We start from the raw sequence: 14,985 nt of genomic DNA, 5'->3' as shown, positions 1-14,985 counted from the left end.
CCGGCCGCCTCAGCGCCAGTCGGCCAGCCCCTCCATCAACCCGCGCAGCATGCCGGCCCCTTCGGTCAGGCCATCCATCCGCAACGGGCGACCCGCCGCCGTACCGGGGGCGGTGGCGAAGCCGACGCGGTCCTGCGCCAGTTCCGCCGCCGAGATCCGGCCATCGCCGTCATAGTCCAGGCTTTCCATCAGCAGCCGGGCGGCCAGGATGCCGGCGAGGCCACCCGCCCCCACCGCCGCCGCGATCACATCCTGCGTCGCACCTTCCTGCACCGCGGCGACCCAGGCGGCGCCGCGCAGCAGCCGGGCAAGCTCGGCCACGGATAGCCGGCCATCGCCGCTGACATCGGCCTGCGCCACGATGGCGGCGGCGCAGGCGCCCGGCGTGCCGCTGCCGCAACCGGCCTCCAGATGTTCCAGCGCCGCCAGGAAGGCCGCGCCCTCCCCATGCACCGCGGCCAGCGCCACGGGGGGTGCGGGGCAGCGGTGCCAGGCGGCCACCACGCTGTCCCCCGGCAGCCGGTCCTCCCGCAGCTTGGCCTCTGGCTCTGCCGTCTCCAGCCGCTCCGCGGCGGGCTCCAGCCGCTCCGCGGTGGGCTCCAGCCGCTCCGCGGTGGGGCGCAGCATCAGCCGTGGTGCCTCGGCGCCACCGGCGGTGCCGATGGTCCAGCCATCCTGCAGGCGGATCTGGCGGAAGCGGTACAGCCGGGCCGGTTCCTCCGCCTCCAGCCGCGCGGCGGCGCGGGCGGTCAGCAGCAGCATCGCCTCCGGGTCGGCACAGGCACCGGCGAACCAGGCGCCGCGCAGCGCCTCGGGCACGCTCGCCGGGGTAGGTTGGGTTGGGGCAGGTTGAGCCTGGGCGGCGGAGGCCAGCAGCATTGTGGCGGCAAGCGGCCGCAGCCAGATGCGAAAGCGGCTCATCGGATCTCGATCTCCTCGCCCTGGCACAGATCCACCCCGCTGCGCGTCACCTCCCGCCCATCGCGGAACAGCGCCACCAGATCGGCGATGCAGGCGTCACCATCGGGGGCTTCCAGTTCCAGGCTTTCCCCCACCCCCAGCACATCGGCGCCCAGCCGGTCTTCGCCGCGCGGTTCGCCCGGCGGTGCGGCGTAGATCTCGATGATCGGCAGCGTGCCGGCATTGCGGAGCTTCAGCACCGGGGCCTCCGCGGTTTCCGGATCGGCCGAGGCCGGGTCCATCCCGGCCGCAGCGGCAACCGGTGCTTCCGCGCCCAGCACCCAGCCCGGCGCCAGCAGAAGGCGCGGCGTGGTGCAGAGATCCAACTCCCGCCGTTCCTCCGCGCCGCCATTGGGGAAGACGATGCGGACATCCGCCTGGCAGGCGGCTTCCAGCGTCACCGTCGCCTCCTCCCCCACCGGCAGCGGCTCGGCGAGGCGGTCCGGCCCCCAATCGGCGTCCATGCTGGCTGAGACATAGACCTCCTGCACCACCTCCAGATGCCGGTTCACCAGCACCAGCGCATGGGCAACCGGGCGCGGAAGGGTGCTGCGGTCGAAGGCGATGGCCGGTTCGGCGCAGAGGTCATGGCGGTTTCGCACCTCCTCCCGCGCATCGGCATAGACGGCGCGCAGGTCGAAGACGCAGTCGCGACTGCGGAGGCGGAGTGGGAAGCTGCCGGCGGGCGCGAGCCCCTGGTCGCCAAGCCTGTTCGGCCCCCAGCCCTCCAGGCCGTTGGGGCTGGCGTAGAATTCGCGCAGCGCCACCTCCGCGCGGTTGGTGATGGCCGCGTCCCGTCGCGGCATCGCCGGGTCGCCGAAAACAAGGCGCGGCGTGCGGCAGATATTGACCGCGCTGCGGCTTTCCTCCCGCCCATCCTGCCACACCGCCACCACGTCGAAGCTGCAGCCGGCCTCGCGGTTGAGCCGGAGGCGGAAATTGCTGCCAGGCGCCAGCGCCGCGTCGCCCAGCCGGTCCGGGCCGCGTTCCGCCGCCGCCGGTGGGGACAGATGCGGTGGGGACAGATACAGATGGTCCAGCTTCTGGTCGGTCTCGTTCTGCACCGTCACCTGGCGGCTGGTGGAAGCCTGCTGCGCCTCGGCCAGCCGCGCCGGGCCGAGCGCGAGAAGCACCACCCCGGCCAAAAGCCAGGCCCGAACACCGCGCATGCACAGCCTGTCCCGTTGTGAGAAGGACCGGAGAATGCGGAGGCGCGGCGCCGCGTGCAAGGGCAGGCCGGCTTCAGGCCATTTCGATCCTCAGCCCCCCGGCAGCGCATAGGCAATGACATGGTCGCCCGCCGTGGTGCCGAGCGAGCCATGGCCGCCGGCGATGACCAGCAGGTATTGCCGGCCATCCGCCCCCGTATAGGTCATCGGCGTTGCCTGGCCGCCGGCCGGCAGGCGGGATTCCCAGAGCTGCGCGCCAGTGGTCACGTCATAGCCGCGGACATAGTTGTCCAGCGTGCCGGACATGAAGGCGACGCCGCCGCGCGTCATGATCGGCCCGCCGAGATCGGGCACGCCGAGCTTGAAGGGCAGCGGCAGCGGCGAGGAGTCGCGCACCGTGCCGTTGCGATGCTGCCAGGCGATCCGCCCGGTGGTGAGGTCGGCGCCAGCCACATAGCCCCAGGGCGGCTGCTGGCAGGGCAGGCCGATCGGCGAGAGGAAGGGGTAGAGCTCCACCGCATAGGGCGCGCCGAAATTCTCGTTCAGCGGCGGCAGGCTGCCCGGCGGGGGGCTGTCGCCCTGCACATGCAGGGTGGTGTTGTCCTCGCGCGGGATCAGGCGGGAGACGAAGGCGAGGTAGGAGGGCGTGGTGAAGGCGATCTGCCGCTCCGGGTCCACCGCGATGCCGCCCCAGTTGAAGACGCCGAAATTGCCCGGATGGACGATGGAGCCTTCGAGCGATGGCGGTGTGTAGCGGCCCTCATAGCGCAGCCGGCGAAGCTGGATGCGGCAGGCGAGCTGGTCGAACAGCGTGGCCCCCCACATGTCCCGCCCGCGCAGCATCGGCGGGTTGAAGGTGAGCGCGGAGACGGGCTGCGTCGGCGCGGTGGTATCGCCCGGCGCGGCGCCCTGCGGCACGGCGACTTCGCGGATCGGCAGGATCGCCTCCCCGGTACGGCGGTCCAGCACGTACAGGTCGCCCTGCTTGCTGGGCTGCACCAGGGCCGGCACGGTCTGGCCATCCACCGTCAGGTCGATCAGCGTGGGCTGGGAGGGGACGTCGTAGTCCCACAGGTCGTGGTGCACGGTCTGGAAGGCCCAGCGCAGGCTGCCATCGGTCAGGTCCAGCGCCACGACGGCGGAGGAGAAGCGTTCCACATTCGCGCTGCGGTTGCCGCCGAACTGGTCCGGCGGCTGGTTGCCCAGCGGCACATAGACCAGGCCGAGCGCCGCATCGACGCTGAGGATCGACCAGGCATTGGGCGAATTGGCCGTGTAGAAGGCCTCCGGCGCGATCGGCGCGGTGGTCTCCGGCGCACCGGAATCCCAGTTCCACAGCAGCGCGCCGCTGCGCGCGTCATAGCCGCGGATCACGCCGGACTGTTCGTTGGTGGAGACGTTGTCGAGCACGGTGCCGCCGATCACCAGCACGCCATTGGCGACCACGGGGGGCGAGGTCGAGTAATACCCGCCCGGCCGCGCATTCGGCATGTTGGCCCACAGGTTGATCTGCCCGGTGCCGTCGCCGAAATTGCTGCACACGGCGCCGGTTTCGGTATCCAGCGCGATGACGCGGCCATCCGCGGTCGGCATGAACAGCCTGGCGCCGCATTCCACCGTCGCGGCCCCTACGGCGGCGATGGGCAGGCCGGGCACGGCAGCCCGCGCCGCGGCGACGCGTGCCTGGTTCAGCGGGGTGGGCGGCGCGGCCGCCGCTTCCGTCGCCGGCAGCCAGCCGAGGCCACGACAGGTCAGGTGCTGCAGCGCCAGCTCGCCCAGGATGGCGGGCCGGTAGCGCCAGATCTCGGCGCCGGTCGTGGCGTCCAGCGCGATCACCGCCTGGTGTGGCGTGCAGAGGTACAGGCGGTTGTCGATCTTCAGCGGGGTGACCTGGAAGGTGGTCTCCGTCGGCTCACCCGGCTGGCCGCGCATGTCGCCGGTGCGGTACTGCCACGCCACCTCCAGCCGCGCCACATTGGCGGGGGTGATCTGGTCCAGCGGCGAGAAGCGCTGGCCGAAGCCGGTGCGGCCATAGGCGTGCCATTCGCCATCCGGCACGGCGTCCGTGGCGGCATTCGTGGCTGCATTCGGCGCTATGGCGAGGCGCGGCCCCGGCAGCGCACCCGCGATGTCATGCGGGTCGCGCAGCATGGCGAGCGGCGCGGTGACCAGGGCGGCCAGCACCGCGAGGCTCAGCGCCGCGCCGCCGCCGCGCAGCGGGCTGGTGCCGAGCGGGCGGGTGATCCAGGGCGTCAGCAGCAGCAGGGCCAGCACCACCAGCATGCCGCCACGCGGCGCCAGCGCCCACCAATCCATGCCGACTTCCCAGATCGCCCAGCCCAGCGTGCCCACCAGCAACAGGGCGAAGATCACCAGCGCGGCATCCTGCCCGCGCCACAGCAGCACGCCGCAGGCCAGCAGCACCAGGCCCGCCAGCAGGTAGAACCAGGACCCGCCGAGCAGCACCAGCCAGGCACCGCCCCCGGCCAAGCCCAGGCCAAACAGCAGAAGCAGCGCCGCCATCAGACGGGGCAGCAGAAGAGGGCGGGATTGCGGCATGATGGCGGCTCCGGACCGGTTGCATCGCCAACGTCGCAACCAGCGAAGGTTTCCCCGCCTTCAGGGCCGGCAGGCGATGACCAGCAGGGCCAGCAGATCCTCCGCCACCTCCGCCCCGCGTGACTCGGGGTGCCACAGATCGCTGCGCGGCGCCTCGGCCCGCAGGGTGCAGAAGCCGTGCACCCCGGCCCAGGCGAGGGTCAGCCGGGCGCGCAAGGCGCGGTCACCGGCGGCGGGTGCGACCGCCCGCATCGCCGCGTCCAGCGGCGCCCGCGACTGGCGCGAGGCCTCGTTCCAGGCGGGGTCCTCCGCGTCGATCAGGTCGGTGCGGAACATCAGGCGGAAATGCGCGGGGTTCTCGCGAGCGAATTCCATGTAGCCGCGGCCGGTGGCGGCCAGGCGTTCGGCGGGGCTGGCGCCCTCCGGCAACGCGGCGAGCGCGGCTTCCATGGCACCGCGCAGGCGCTGCGCCTTCTCGGTCGCGAAGGCGGTCATCAGCCCGCGCTTGTCGCCGAAATGCGGCGTGGCGGCGGAATGGGAGACGCCGGCGCGGCGGGCGCATTCGCGCAGGGAAACCGCCTCCGGCCCGGCCTCCTGGACGATCTCCGCCACGGCATCGAGCAGGGCGCGGCGCAGGTCGCCGTGATGGTGGCGGCCGCGGGTTTTCGGGGTGACGGACATGGCGGGAGTCTGACCTGCCGAAATGAACTTGACAACGGTCAGATTGGCTTGCGAAAAACTGACCATCGTCAAGTTTGAGGGTCGCGCCATGCCGCTCGAAACCATCTTCTCCGCCGCCGGCGCCATCGCCATGGCGGGCTGGCTCGCCCTGCTGGTGGCACCCGGGCGGCGCTGGGCGAATTGGATGCTGGCCGGCCTGACCATCCCGTCCTTGCTGGCCGCGCTCTACATCGTGTTGCTGGCCACGCATTGGGGCAGCGCGGAGGGCGGCTTCGGGTCGCTGGCGGAGGTCGCGGCGCTGTTCCGCAACCCGGGCGTGCTGCTGGCCGGCTGGGTGCACTACCTGGCCTTCGACCTGTTCATCGGCGCCTGGATCTGCCGGCGCGGCACGGCGGAGGGGGTGAACCCCTGGGCGCTGCGCCTGTGCCTGCCGCCCACCTTCCTGGCCGGGCCGGCGGGGCTGCTGCTGTTCCTCGGTGTGCGGTTGGTGCGGCGATGAACGCCCTCGTCACGGAGCTGCACCGGCGGCAGAACCTGCTGGCCTGGGCCGGCTGGGTGGCGCTGGGCTGCCTGGTGTTCAGCCTGGCCGCCATGGCGGTGGACCCGCGCCAGATCTATGGTGGCTCGGTCTGGATCAAGCCGGCGAAATTCGCCGCCTCCTTCATCCCCTGGTTCTGGACCCTCGCCTGGGCCTGGGGCGTGCTGGCGCCGACGGCGCGGCGGGGCGTGCTGGCCGGGCTGGTGCTGTGGGGCACCCTGGCGGCGGCAGGCTTCGAACAGGGCTGGATCACCCTCCGCGCCGCGGCCGGCCTGCCGAGCCATTTCGCAGAGGATGGCTTCGGACAGATCATGTTCTCCCTGATGGGGCTGGGGGCCACGGTGCTGGTGGCGCTGGCGGCACTGCTCGGGCTTCTGGTGCTGGCGCGCGGCGATGCGGCGCAGCCGCGCGGCTGGCGGCTGGCGGTGGGGCTCGGCCTGGTGGTGGCGGGGGTGCTCGGCGGCGTCACCGGCTTCGCTATCGGCGGCGCCGGCAGCCCGATCATCGGCGGCAGCGGCGCCCCGGGCTTCCCCCCCTTCTACTGGTCGCGCGATGGCGGCGACCTGCGGGTGGCGCATTTCCTCGCCATTCACGCCATGCAGGTGGTGCCCGGCTTCTGGCTGCTGACCCGTGCCTCCGCCTGGCCCGTTGGCCTGGCGACGGCGGGCTGGGCGGGGCTGTCCGTGGCGGCGCTGCGCCTGGCGCAGGCGGGCGTGCCGCTTTCGCCGTAAGGGCGCCATCATCGGGCGGCATGGGGTGCCCATGTCACCCGAATCGCCCCTGCTTCGCCGCGCCCTGTTTGGCCTGCTGGTCGCGGCGCTGGCCGCGCTGCTGCTGGTGCTGCTGCTGCGGGCGCTGCTGCCCGGCGGCCTCAGTGCCCTGGAATGGGCGATCCTGGCCTGCATCGGGCTGACAACGCCCTGGGCGGCGCTGTCCGCCGCCAATGCGCTGGTCGGCCTCGTGATCCTGCTGCGCGCGCCGGACCCGGCCGCCGCCGTGCTGCCCGCTTTGGCCCGCGCCAAAGCTGGCCCGCCCGCTTCCACCACCGCGCTGCTGGTCTGCCTGCGGAACGAGCCGATGGAGGCGGTGCTGCCGCCGCTCACCACCCTGCTGCACGGGCTGGAGCAGGAAGGCGCCGGCGACCGGTTCCGGCTGTGGCTGCTTTCCGACACCCAGGACCCGCAGGCCGTGGCGGCGGAGGACGCCGCGATCCGCCCCTTCCTCGCCGCCCACCCCACAGCCCGCTACCGCCGCCGCACGGAAAACATCGGCTACAAGGCCGGCAACGTCATGGACGCGCTGGACCATCACCTGACGGAGGAGGCCTTCTTCCTGACGCTGGACGCGGACAGCGTGATGACCCCGGACGCGGTGCTGCGCCTGGTCGCGGTGATGGAGGCCGATCCGAAGCTCGGCATCGTGCAGCAGCTCATCGTCGGCCGCCCGGCCACGGCCGCCTTCCCGCGCCTGTTCCAGTTCGGCATGCGCGCCGGCATGCGCGCCTGGGCCACCGGCCAAGCCTGGTGGCAGATGGATGCCGGCCCCTATTGGGGCCACAACGCCATCCTGCGCGTTGCCCCCTTCCGGGAGCACGCGAAGCTGGAGGCGCTGCCCGATGGCAGCCGCATCCTGAGCCACGACATGGTGGAATCCGTGCGGCTGCAATCCGCCGGCTGGGCCGTGCGCTGCCTGCCGGCCGAAGACGGCAGCCTGGAAGCCAACCCGCCCGCCTTGCCGGAATTCCTGCGCCGCGACGAACGCTGGGGCGCCGGCAACATGCAGTACATCCATCTGTTTCGCCTGCCCGGCATGACGGCCCTCGGGCGGCTGCAACTGGCGCAGGCGATCCTGCTGTTCCTGGGCGCGCCGCTTTATCTGCTGGCGCTGCTGCTGGCGGCGGCGAACGGGCTGAGCGGCGGCGGGGCGGGCACGCCGATGGCGACGCTGGCGCTGGCCATCCTGGCGCATTGGCTGTGCTACTTCGCGCCGAAACTGGCCGGCTATGCGCAGGTGCTGATCCAGCGCCGCGTCGCCGAGACCTATGGCGGCCGCGCCGCCTTCGCCCGCGGCGCGCTGGTGGAGCTGGTCTTCACGCAGCTGTTCGAGCCACTGTCGAACCTCAACAAGGCGATCTTCCTGGCCCTGCTGCCCTTCGGCGCCAAGCCCGGCTGGCTGCCGCAGAACCGGGCCGATCGCGGCGTCACCTGGGGCGACGCGATGCGGATGCTGTGGCCGCATACCGTCATCGGCCTGCTGCTGACCGCCGCCTTCGCCAGCCTGTCCTGGCCCGCCCTGGCCCTGGCGCTGCCCTTCACGGCGGGGCTGATCCTGGCCGTGCCGCTATGTGTGCTGACCGCCGATCCGCGCCTGTCCGCCCGGCTGCGCGCCCGCGGCATTGCCGCGACGCCGGAGGAATTGGGCGCGCCGCAGGCTACAGCGGCCGAAAGCCCGGCGGCACCGCGATCCCCGGATTTTCCGCGAACAGCCGCGCCCAGGCCCGCCCGGCAATCTCCTCCGCCTCCCGCACCACGCGCGCCTCATCCATCGTCAGCACCACGCGGTCGCGCATCACCCAGGCGCCATCGACCATGACATCGTCGATATCCGCCGCCTGGCCCTGATGCACGAAGCCGGCGACGGCGCGCAGGAAGGGCGCCAGATGCGCGCGGTCGGTCCTTAGCATCACCAGATCCGCAAGATTGCCCTCGGCCAGCCAGCCTCCATCCGCCACGCCCATGGCGCGGTAGCCGTTGCGGGTCGCCCAGCGCAGCGCCTCCTCCGGCGTCGGGCTGCGGCCGTCCTGGCGGCGGATGCGTTCCATGAACAGGCCGGTGCGCATCACCTCCACCATGTCCTCCGCCATGTTGTCGGTGCCCATGCCGATGTTGCAGCCGGCCTGCTCCAGCTCACACACCCGCGGGCTGAGGCCGCGCCGCGCGGCGATGGCGGCGTTGAAGGCGACGTGCACGCGGTGCTTGCCGAGGATCTTCTCCTCCAGCGGCGCCATGCAGCGGCAATGCGCGGCGACCAGCCGGTCGTTCAGGAAGCCGATGCTGTCGAGGTATTCGCTCGGCAGCATGCCGCGATGCGCCTGCACCGCCGCGACCTCGCCCCAGATCTGGTTGAGGTGGATGGTGCAGACCGCATCCAGTTTCTGGCGCAGGGCATCCACCGCCCGAAGTAGTTCCGGGGAGCACATGTCCGGCGCCCAGGCGGCGATGCCGACCTGGATGCGGCCGTGACCGGCGCCGTGCCAGCGACGGTGCAGCGCCTCCGCCCGCGCCAGCCCGGCCTGGCCCAGCGCCGCGTCGCGGCGGAAGGCGGCGGGGTCGCCGATGCCGGCGCCCCCCCTTTCACCACCGGCGCGGTCCCAGCAGCGCTCCGCCAGCACCATGCGCAGCCCGGTCTCCACCATCTGCTGCGCGTAATCCGCGATGCCGGAGGCATCCTCCAGCAGCGCAGTGGTGCCGGAGCGGATCGCCTCCAGCGCGCCCAGCTGGCACATCACCGCCTGTTCGGCCGGCGCCAGCACGGGCAGCGGGATCGGCGACAGGCCGCCGCAGAAGGGCGGGTGGTGCGGCGGCGACAGATCCTCGAACACGCCGCGCGCCAGCGTCATGCCGAGATGGGTGTGGATGTTGGCGAAGCCGGGGAAGACCACGCGGCCGCTGCCATCCACCGTCTCGGCTTCGGGGAAGCGCGCGGCGAGTTCCGCATCCGGGCCGATGGCAGCGATGCGATTGCCCTCGATGGCGAGCGCCGCGGCGTAGTGGATGGTGCCGGCCTCGTCGCCGGTGACGATGGTGGTGTCGCGGATCAGCAGCGTCATGGTCTAAGCCCCCTTTATCCCCGTCCGCCCGCCAGCCGCGCCGCATCGGCGCTGCGGCCGAGGCGCAGCATGGCCAGGCACCCCAGCGCCGGCCCCAGCGCCAGCACGGCGAAGGCACCGCCCCAGCCCAGCGCCTGGACCATCGGCGGCATCAGGTGGATTGTCACCAGGGTCAGCGCGAAACCCAGGCTGGTCTGCACCGTCAGCATGGTGCCGGTCAGCCCCGGCTCCGCCAACTCCGCCACGCTGGCCGAGAATTGTGCCGAATCCGCCACCACGGAGACACCCCAGACCAGGCCGAGCAGCATCACCAGTGCCGGATGCACCCCGAAGACCGGGCCGGCCAAAAGGCAGCAGGCGCCGGAGACGGCCATGGCGGCGACCGTCACCCGCACCCGCCCCACACGGTCCGCCGCGAGCCCGGCCGCGACGGAGCCCAGCGCGCCCACGGCGATGACCGCGAAGGTGGCCAGCGCCGCCTCGTTGGCCACCGGCCCGCCGGTGCCGCGCCAGGCGGCGAAGCTGGCGGCGAAATACAGGCCGATCCAGGCCCACATCGCATAGAGCTCCCACATGTGCCCAAGGTAGCCGAGCGTCGCGAGCCGCGTGCCGCGGTTGCGGAACAGCCCCAGCGCCGTGGCCGGCCGGAAGGGTGGCGCCGGCGCGTGGCGCGGGCCGAGCCGCACCACCCCCACCAGCAGCGCCGCCGCGACGGCTGTCAGTGACGCCACCGCCAGCACCGGCCGCCACGCGACGCCGCCGAGCGCGGAGACCAGATGCGGCGCGGCGGAGCCCAGCGTCAGCCCGCCCACCAGCAGCCCCACCACCAGCCCCATATCGCCGCGATCCGCCCAGCCGGCGGCCAGCTTCATCCCCACCGGATAGACCCCGGCGAGTGCCATGCCGGTGACGAAGCGCGCCACGATCACCCCATCCGCCCCCGGCGGCAGCAGCAGGATGGCGCCGTTGGCCGCGGCGCCGAGCAGGGCGGCGAGGGCGAAGACGCGGCGCGGATCGAAGCGATCCGGCAGCGCCAGCGCGGCGCTCACCAGCGTGCCGAGCACGAAGCCTGCCTGCACCGCGCTGGTCAGCAGCGCCTGGTAGCCATCGCCGCGCCAGGGCGCCTCCAGCAGCATGCCCGGCCCGGCGGCGGTGGAGGAGAACCACAGCGACAGCGCCAGTACCTGCGCCAGGGTGATCAGCGCGACGTTGCGGGCCTTGCCGGTCACGCCCAGCGATGCCGTGCGGCGGGGTGGCCTTCCGGCAGCAGCCGGCCCGCACCGAACAGTTTCTCGCGGTAGGTGCCGGGGGCGTAGCCGGTCTTGTACAGGCCGCGTTCCTGCAGCACCGGCACCACCAGGTCGATGAAGCCCTCCAGGCATTCCGGCATCACGGTGCGGGACAGGTTGAAGCCATCGACATCGGCCGCTTGCATCCAACCGGCCAGCGAATCCGCCACCTGCACGGGATCGCCCACGATGGGCGGCTGGCGGCTGCCGAGGACGGATTGCGCCAGCAGCATGCGCGGCGTCCAGTCCGGCCCGGCGACCTTGGCCATGGCTTCGACGTTGGATCGGATCGCCTGGCTCTCCCCGGCCCGAACCGGCTCATCCATCCCGAACTTTGCCAGGTCGATGCCGAGCGAGGCGGAGGCATGGGCCAGTGCGCCTTCCGCACTCGCCCAGCTTGCGTAATCCGCCAGCATGTCCCGCGCCTCCGCCTCGGTACGTCCGACCACCACGGTGGCGCCGGCGAAGACCAGGATGCGGCGCGGTGCGGCCGCGGCGCGCAACTGCGCCACCAGCCGCGCGACAACGGATGCGTTGGTGCCATTGACGAAGACGCATTCGGCATGGGTGCCGGCGAAGCGGCGGCCACGTTCGCTGGCGCCGGCCTGGTACAGCACGGGCGTGCGTTGTGGGGAGGGTTCGGCCAGGTGGATCGCGTCGATCCGGTATTGCGGGCCGGCGTGGTGGATGCGGCGCACGCGGGACGCATCGGTGTAGAGGCCGGCCTCGCGGTCGCGCCGCACCGCATCCCCGGCCCAGCTCCCCTCCCACAGCGCATAGACGGCCTGCATGTATTCATCGGCCAGGTCGTAGCGGTCATCGTGCCGCATCTGCTCGGCATGGCCCAGCGCGCGGGCGGCGCTGTCGAGGTAGCCGGTGACGATGTTCCAGCCGATGCGGCCGCCGGTCAGATGGTCCAGCGTGCTCATTCGCCGCGCGAACAGATAGGGCGGCTCGTAGGCCAGGTTGCAGGTCACGCCGAAGCCCAGGTTTTGCGTGACGGCAGCCATGGCCGGCACCACCATCACCGGGTCCAGCAGCGGCACCTGCACGCCGCCGCGCAGCGCCGCAGCTGGGCTGCCGCCATGCACATCATAGATGCCGAGCACATCGGCCAGGAACAGCCCATCGAACAAGCCGCGCTCCAGCAGCCGGGCGAGGGCGGTCCAATGCTCCAGGCTGGTGTAGTTGGCCGCGGTGTCGCGCGGATGGCGCCATAGGCCTTGCTGGATATGGCCAGGCGTCGCCATGTCGAAGGCGTTCAGGCGCATCATGCGGGGCGGTTCCTCGGGCGGTTCGACCGATCATGCCCGAGTTGCGGCGTCAGGCCAGCAGGCTGTGCAGTTTTGCCACCTCCACCTTGCCGAGCGCCGTGCGCGGCAAAGCGGGCACGGTGATCACGGCGCGGGGAATCTTGAAGCGGGCGATCTGGCCCTCGAAATGCGCCAGCACGCGGGCGGCGTCGAAGCCGGGCGCGGGGACGACGACGGCAACCGGGACCTCGCCCCAGCGCGGATCGGGGCGGCCGATGATGGCGCCCTCGGTGATGCCGGGCGCGGTGCGCAGTAGGCGCTCCACCTCCGCCGGATAGATGTTCTCGCCGCCCGAGATGATCACGTGCTTGAGGCGGTCGGTGAACCAGAACCGACCCTCCGGGTCGAGGCGGCCGACATCGCCGGTGGCGAACCAGCCTTCCTCATCCAGCGCCGGCAGGTCCGGCCAGTAGCGGCGCAGCGTGGCGGGGCCGCGGATCTGGATTTCGCCCTCCGTCGCGCCGCCAGCGATGCGCGCTTCCGCATGCAGAGCCGGGCGGCCGAGCGAACCGGGGGCGGCCAGCGCCTCCGCGCGGTTCTGGATGATGGCGATGGGACAGGTTTCGGTGGCGCCATAAACCTGCTGCACGGGGATGCCGCGCGCATGAAACGCCTCGATCAGCGGCAGGGGCACGTCGGAGGAACCGGCGCCGACGGCGCGCAGGCTGGAGAGATCGGCGCCGGCCCAGCGCGGATGGCTGACGAGGGCCTGCATCACCGCAGGCACCAGCAAAGTGAGCGTCGGGCAGTTGCGCGCCACGGCGTCGAAAAAGGCGTCGGCGTCGAAGCGCGGATGCAGCAGCACCTCCGCGCCGGCGTGCAGGGCCGGCGTGGTCTGGATGTTGAGGCCGCCGACATGGAACAGCGGCAGCACCGTCAGCACGCGGTCCTGCGCCGTCATTTCGAAAGCATGCGCCGCGTTCAGCGCATTGTGGTGCAGCGCGCGCTGGTCCAGCACCGCGCCCTTCGGCCGGCCGGTGGTGCCGCTGGTATAGACCAGCAGCACCGGGCTTTGTTCATCGCCATCATCCGGCGCATTGCCCGGCGCGGCAAGCGTGGTGGCATCCAGCGCCTGGCCAGGCATGGCGGAAAGCATCTCAGGCGTCGCCAGCAGCAGCTTCACGCCGGCATCGTCGAGGATGAAACGCCATTCCGGCGCGGCCAGGCGCCAGTTCAGCGGCAGCAGCAGCGCGCCGAGCCGGGCGCAGGCGAACAGCGCCACGATCTGCGCGGGGTGGTTCTGGCCGAGGAAGCCGACACGGTCGCCATGCCGCACGCCGCGCGCGGCAAGCGCCGCCGCCATCGCCTCGGCCTGCGCGTGCAGCGCGCCATAGGTCAGAGCCACATCGCCAAAGCGCAACGCCACACGATCGGGCGGCTGCGCGGCGAGCCAGTGCCTCACTGGTCCGTCTCGCCCTTCTCATACAGCGCATCGCGCCCGATACGGTCGATGCACAGCTCCGCCGTCCAGGGCAGCATCAGCGCGCCGCAGCGGCTGTCGCGAAAAATGCGTTCCAGCGGCAGGGATTTCAGCATCGCCTGGCCACCGCAGGTGCGGATGGCGAGGCTGGCGATGGCTTGCGCATTCTCCATCACTGTGTGCTGCGCGGCGAGCGCCCGCAGCATCTGTTCCTTGGAGGGATCAGGCCCGGCTTCCGTGATGGCCTGGAACCACAGCGCCTTGGTCTGTTCCAGCATCACCCGCATCTGCGCCACCGCGATCTGCTTCGTGGGGTACATGCGGCGCTTCACGGGCGGCGTGCCGGGAACCTCGCCCCGCAGATAGCGCACGCAGAAATCATAGGCGGCCTGCGCCAGGCCCATATAGGTGGGTGACAGCGTGAGGAACATGTGCGGCCAGCGCATCGCCGCCTGGAAATACAGGCCGGGCGGCATCAGCGCCGCATCCTCCGGCACAAAGACATTCTCGAAAATCAGGGTGCGGGAGACGGTGCCGCGCATCCCCAGCGGATCCCACTCGCCCGTCACCGTCACACCCGGCGCATCCGCCGGCACGCCGAGATACAGCGTGTTTCTCCGCGATGCCTTTTCGCCCGGTAGCATCTCGGTGCAGAGGATGCCGTAGGTGTCGGCGTGGCCGGCGAGGCTGGCAAATATCTTCTTGCCGTTGATGCGGAAGCCACCTGGCACGCGTTCCGCCGTGGTGCCGAAGGCCACCGCGCCAGCTGCTGCCGCGCCGCCTTCCGAGAAGGGCTGCGAGAAGATTTTTCCGTGATGCAGGATGGTGTCGTAGTGCAGGCGCCGCCGCCGCCGATGTTCCGCCCGCGTCGCATCGTCCATTTCAAGATCTTCGGTCAGCGCGCCGGTCCAGAGCGTGCTGCAGACATGCATGTTCCAAGTCAGCGCCGTAGCGCCGCAATACCGCCCGAGCTCCGCCGCCGTCAGGCAATAGGCGCGGAAATCGGCACCCACCCCGCCCTCCTCCGCCGGGATGCAGATGCCGAGCAGACCTTCGCTGTGCATGTCGCGGTAATTGTCGATCGGGAAGCTCGCCTCCCGGTCCCACCGCGCAGCGCGCGGCGCCAGCACGCGGGCGCCGAAATCACGGGCGCGGGCGGTGAGATCGGCCTCGAACTGCGTCAGGCGAAACGCCCTGGCGTCGAAGATCGGCGCGTCGCTCATGCGC

The 14,985-nt window shown here is 71.8% G+C and carries 11 protein-coding genes and 1 pseudogene; 3 read left to right on the top strand and 9 right to left on the bottom strand.

All coding sequences use genetic code 11. The features are described from left to right. Positions 1 to 9: 9 nt before the first annotated feature. From ACFHNC_RS13820 to ACFHNC_RS13805, 4 genes are all read right to left on the bottom strand, one after another. Entirely contained in the window at positions 10 to 921 is a 912-nt protein-coding gene (locus ACFHNC_RS13820; RefSeq protein WP_437169802.1) for an EF-hand domain-containing protein, read from the bottom strand. After that, entirely contained in the window at positions 918 to 2,129 is a 1,212-nt protein-coding gene (locus ACFHNC_RS13815; protein WP_437169801.1) for a hypothetical protein, read from the bottom strand. Before ACFHNC_RS13815 ends, ACFHNC_RS13820 begins: the two co-directional genes overlap by 4 nt. Before the next feature lie 90 nt (positions 2,130 to 2,219). After that, positions 2,220 to 4,688, bottom strand: coding sequence for a membrane-bound PQQ-dependent dehydrogenase, glucose/quinate/shikimate family (locus tag ACFHNC_RS13810; protein ID WP_437169800.1), 2,469 nt, complete (start codon positions 4,686 to 4,688; stop codon positions 2,220 to 2,222). Between the two features lie 60 nt (positions 4,689 to 4,748). Beyond that, positions 4,749 to 5,369, bottom strand: coding sequence for a TetR/AcrR family transcriptional regulator (locus tag ACFHNC_RS13805; RefSeq protein ID WP_437169799.1), 621 nt, complete (start codon positions 5,367 to 5,369; stop codon positions 4,749 to 4,751). A gap of 88 nt (positions 5,370 to 5,457) precedes the next feature. On the opposite strand from ACFHNC_RS13805, the gene ACFHNC_RS13800 reads away from it, so the two are divergent. The 3 genes from ACFHNC_RS13800 to mdoH are packed head-to-tail and all read left to right on the top strand — an operon-like array spanning position 5,458 to position 8,499. Continuing rightward, positions 5,458 to 5,868, top strand: coding sequence for an ABA4-like family protein (locus ACFHNC_RS13800; RefSeq protein ID WP_437169798.1), 411 nt, complete (start codon positions 5,458 to 5,460; stop codon positions 5,866 to 5,868). After that, the gene (locus ACFHNC_RS13795; RefSeq protein ID WP_437169797.1) at positions 5,865 to 6,638 is read left to right on the top strand and encodes a hypothetical protein; all 774 of its coding nucleotides are present in this window, start codon (positions 5,865 to 5,867) and stop codon (positions 6,636 to 6,638) included. Before ACFHNC_RS13800 ends, ACFHNC_RS13795 begins: the two co-directional genes overlap by 4 nt. Positions 6,639 to 6,669: 31 nt before the next feature. Then, positions 6,670 to 8,499: a glucans biosynthesis glucosyltransferase MdoH gene (gene mdoH / locus ACFHNC_RS13790; protein ID WP_437169796.1), complete on the top strand. Its 1,830-nt coding sequence runs from the start codon at positions 6,670 to 6,672 to the stop codon at positions 8,497 to 8,499. A gap of 37 nt (positions 8,500 to 8,536) precedes the next feature. Here the strand turns inward: mdoH and ACFHNC_RS13785 are convergent. The 5 genes and pseudogenes from ACFHNC_RS13785 to ACFHNC_RS13765 all read right to left on the bottom strand — a co-directional run. Continuing rightward, a pseudogene (locus ACFHNC_RS13785) lies at positions 8,537 to 9,736 on the bottom strand (amidohydrolase family protein); the annotation flags it as partial. Between the two features lie 14 nt (positions 9,737 to 9,750). Next, positions 9,751 to 10,965 (bottom strand): MFS transporter, encoded by a 1,215-nt coding sequence (locus tag ACFHNC_RS13780; RefSeq protein ID WP_437169795.1) that lies wholly within the window; start codon positions 10,963 to 10,965, stop codon positions 9,751 to 9,753. Continuing rightward, the gene (locus ACFHNC_RS13775; protein WP_437169794.1) at positions 10,962 to 12,299 is read right to left on the bottom strand and encodes an LLM class flavin-dependent oxidoreductase; all 1,338 of its coding nucleotides are present in this window, start codon (positions 12,297 to 12,299) and stop codon (positions 10,962 to 10,964) included. The genes ACFHNC_RS13780 and ACFHNC_RS13775 overlap by 4 nt, the downstream gene beginning before the upstream one ends. A gap of 49 nt (positions 12,300 to 12,348) precedes the next feature. Beyond that, the gene (locus tag ACFHNC_RS13770) at positions 12,349 to 13,740 is read right to left on the bottom strand and encodes an AMP-binding protein (protein WP_437169793.1); all 1,392 of its coding nucleotides are present in this window, start codon (positions 13,738 to 13,740) and stop codon (positions 12,349 to 12,351) included. Beyond that, positions 13,737 to 14,981, bottom strand: a complete 1,245-nt coding sequence (locus ACFHNC_RS13765; RefSeq protein ID WP_437169792.1) for an acyl-CoA dehydrogenase family protein — start codon at positions 14,979 to 14,981, stop codon at positions 13,737 to 13,739. Before ACFHNC_RS13765 ends, ACFHNC_RS13770 begins: the two co-directional genes overlap by 4 nt. Positions 14,982 to 14,985: the final 4 nt, after the last annotated feature.

This window comes from Falsiroseomonas sp. E2-1-a4, from assembly GCF_051433165.1.
Taxonomy (GTDB): domain Bacteria; phylum Pseudomonadota; class Alphaproteobacteria; order Acetobacterales; family Acetobacteraceae; genus Falsiroseomonas.
The sequence above is the reverse complement of the archived record's forward strand: the minus strand, read 5'-3'. Positions and strand labels throughout refer to the sequence as shown.

Excerpts from the sequence above, each read along its gene's own strand:
- ACFHNC_RS13820 (WP_437169802.1), bottom strand. The coding sequence starts at position 921 with ATGAGCCGCTTTCGCATCTGGCTGCGGCCGCTTGCCGCCACAATGCTG.
- ACFHNC_RS13815 (WP_437169801.1), bottom strand. The coding sequence starts at position 2,129 with ATGCGCGGTGTTCGGGCCTGGCTTTTGGCCGGGGTGGTGCTTCTCGCG.
- ACFHNC_RS13810 (WP_437169800.1), bottom strand. The coding sequence starts at position 4,688 with ATGCCGCAATCCCGCCCTCTTCTGCTGCCCCGTCTGATGGCGGCGCTG.
- ACFHNC_RS13805 (WP_437169799.1), bottom strand. The coding sequence starts at position 5,369 with ATGTCCGTCACCCCGAAAACCCGCGGCCGCCACCATCACGGCGACCTG.
- ACFHNC_RS13800 (WP_437169798.1), top strand. The coding sequence starts at position 5,458 with ATGCCGCTCGAAACCATCTTCTCCGCCGCCGGCGCCATCGCCATGGCG.
- ACFHNC_RS13795 (WP_437169797.1), top strand. The coding sequence starts at position 5,865 with ATGAACGCCCTCGTCACGGAGCTGCACCGGCGGCAGAACCTGCTGGCC.
- mdoH (WP_437169796.1), top strand. The coding sequence starts at position 6,670 with ATGTCACCCGAATCGCCCCTGCTTCGCCGCGCCCTGTTTGGCCTGCTG.
- ACFHNC_RS13775 (WP_437169794.1), bottom strand. The coding sequence starts at position 12,299 with ATGATGCGCCTGAACGCCTTCGACATGGCGACGCCTGGCCATATCCAG.
- ACFHNC_RS13765 (WP_437169792.1), bottom strand. The coding sequence starts at position 14,981 with ATGAGCGACGCGCCGATCTTCGACGCCAGGGCGTTTCGCCTGACGCAG.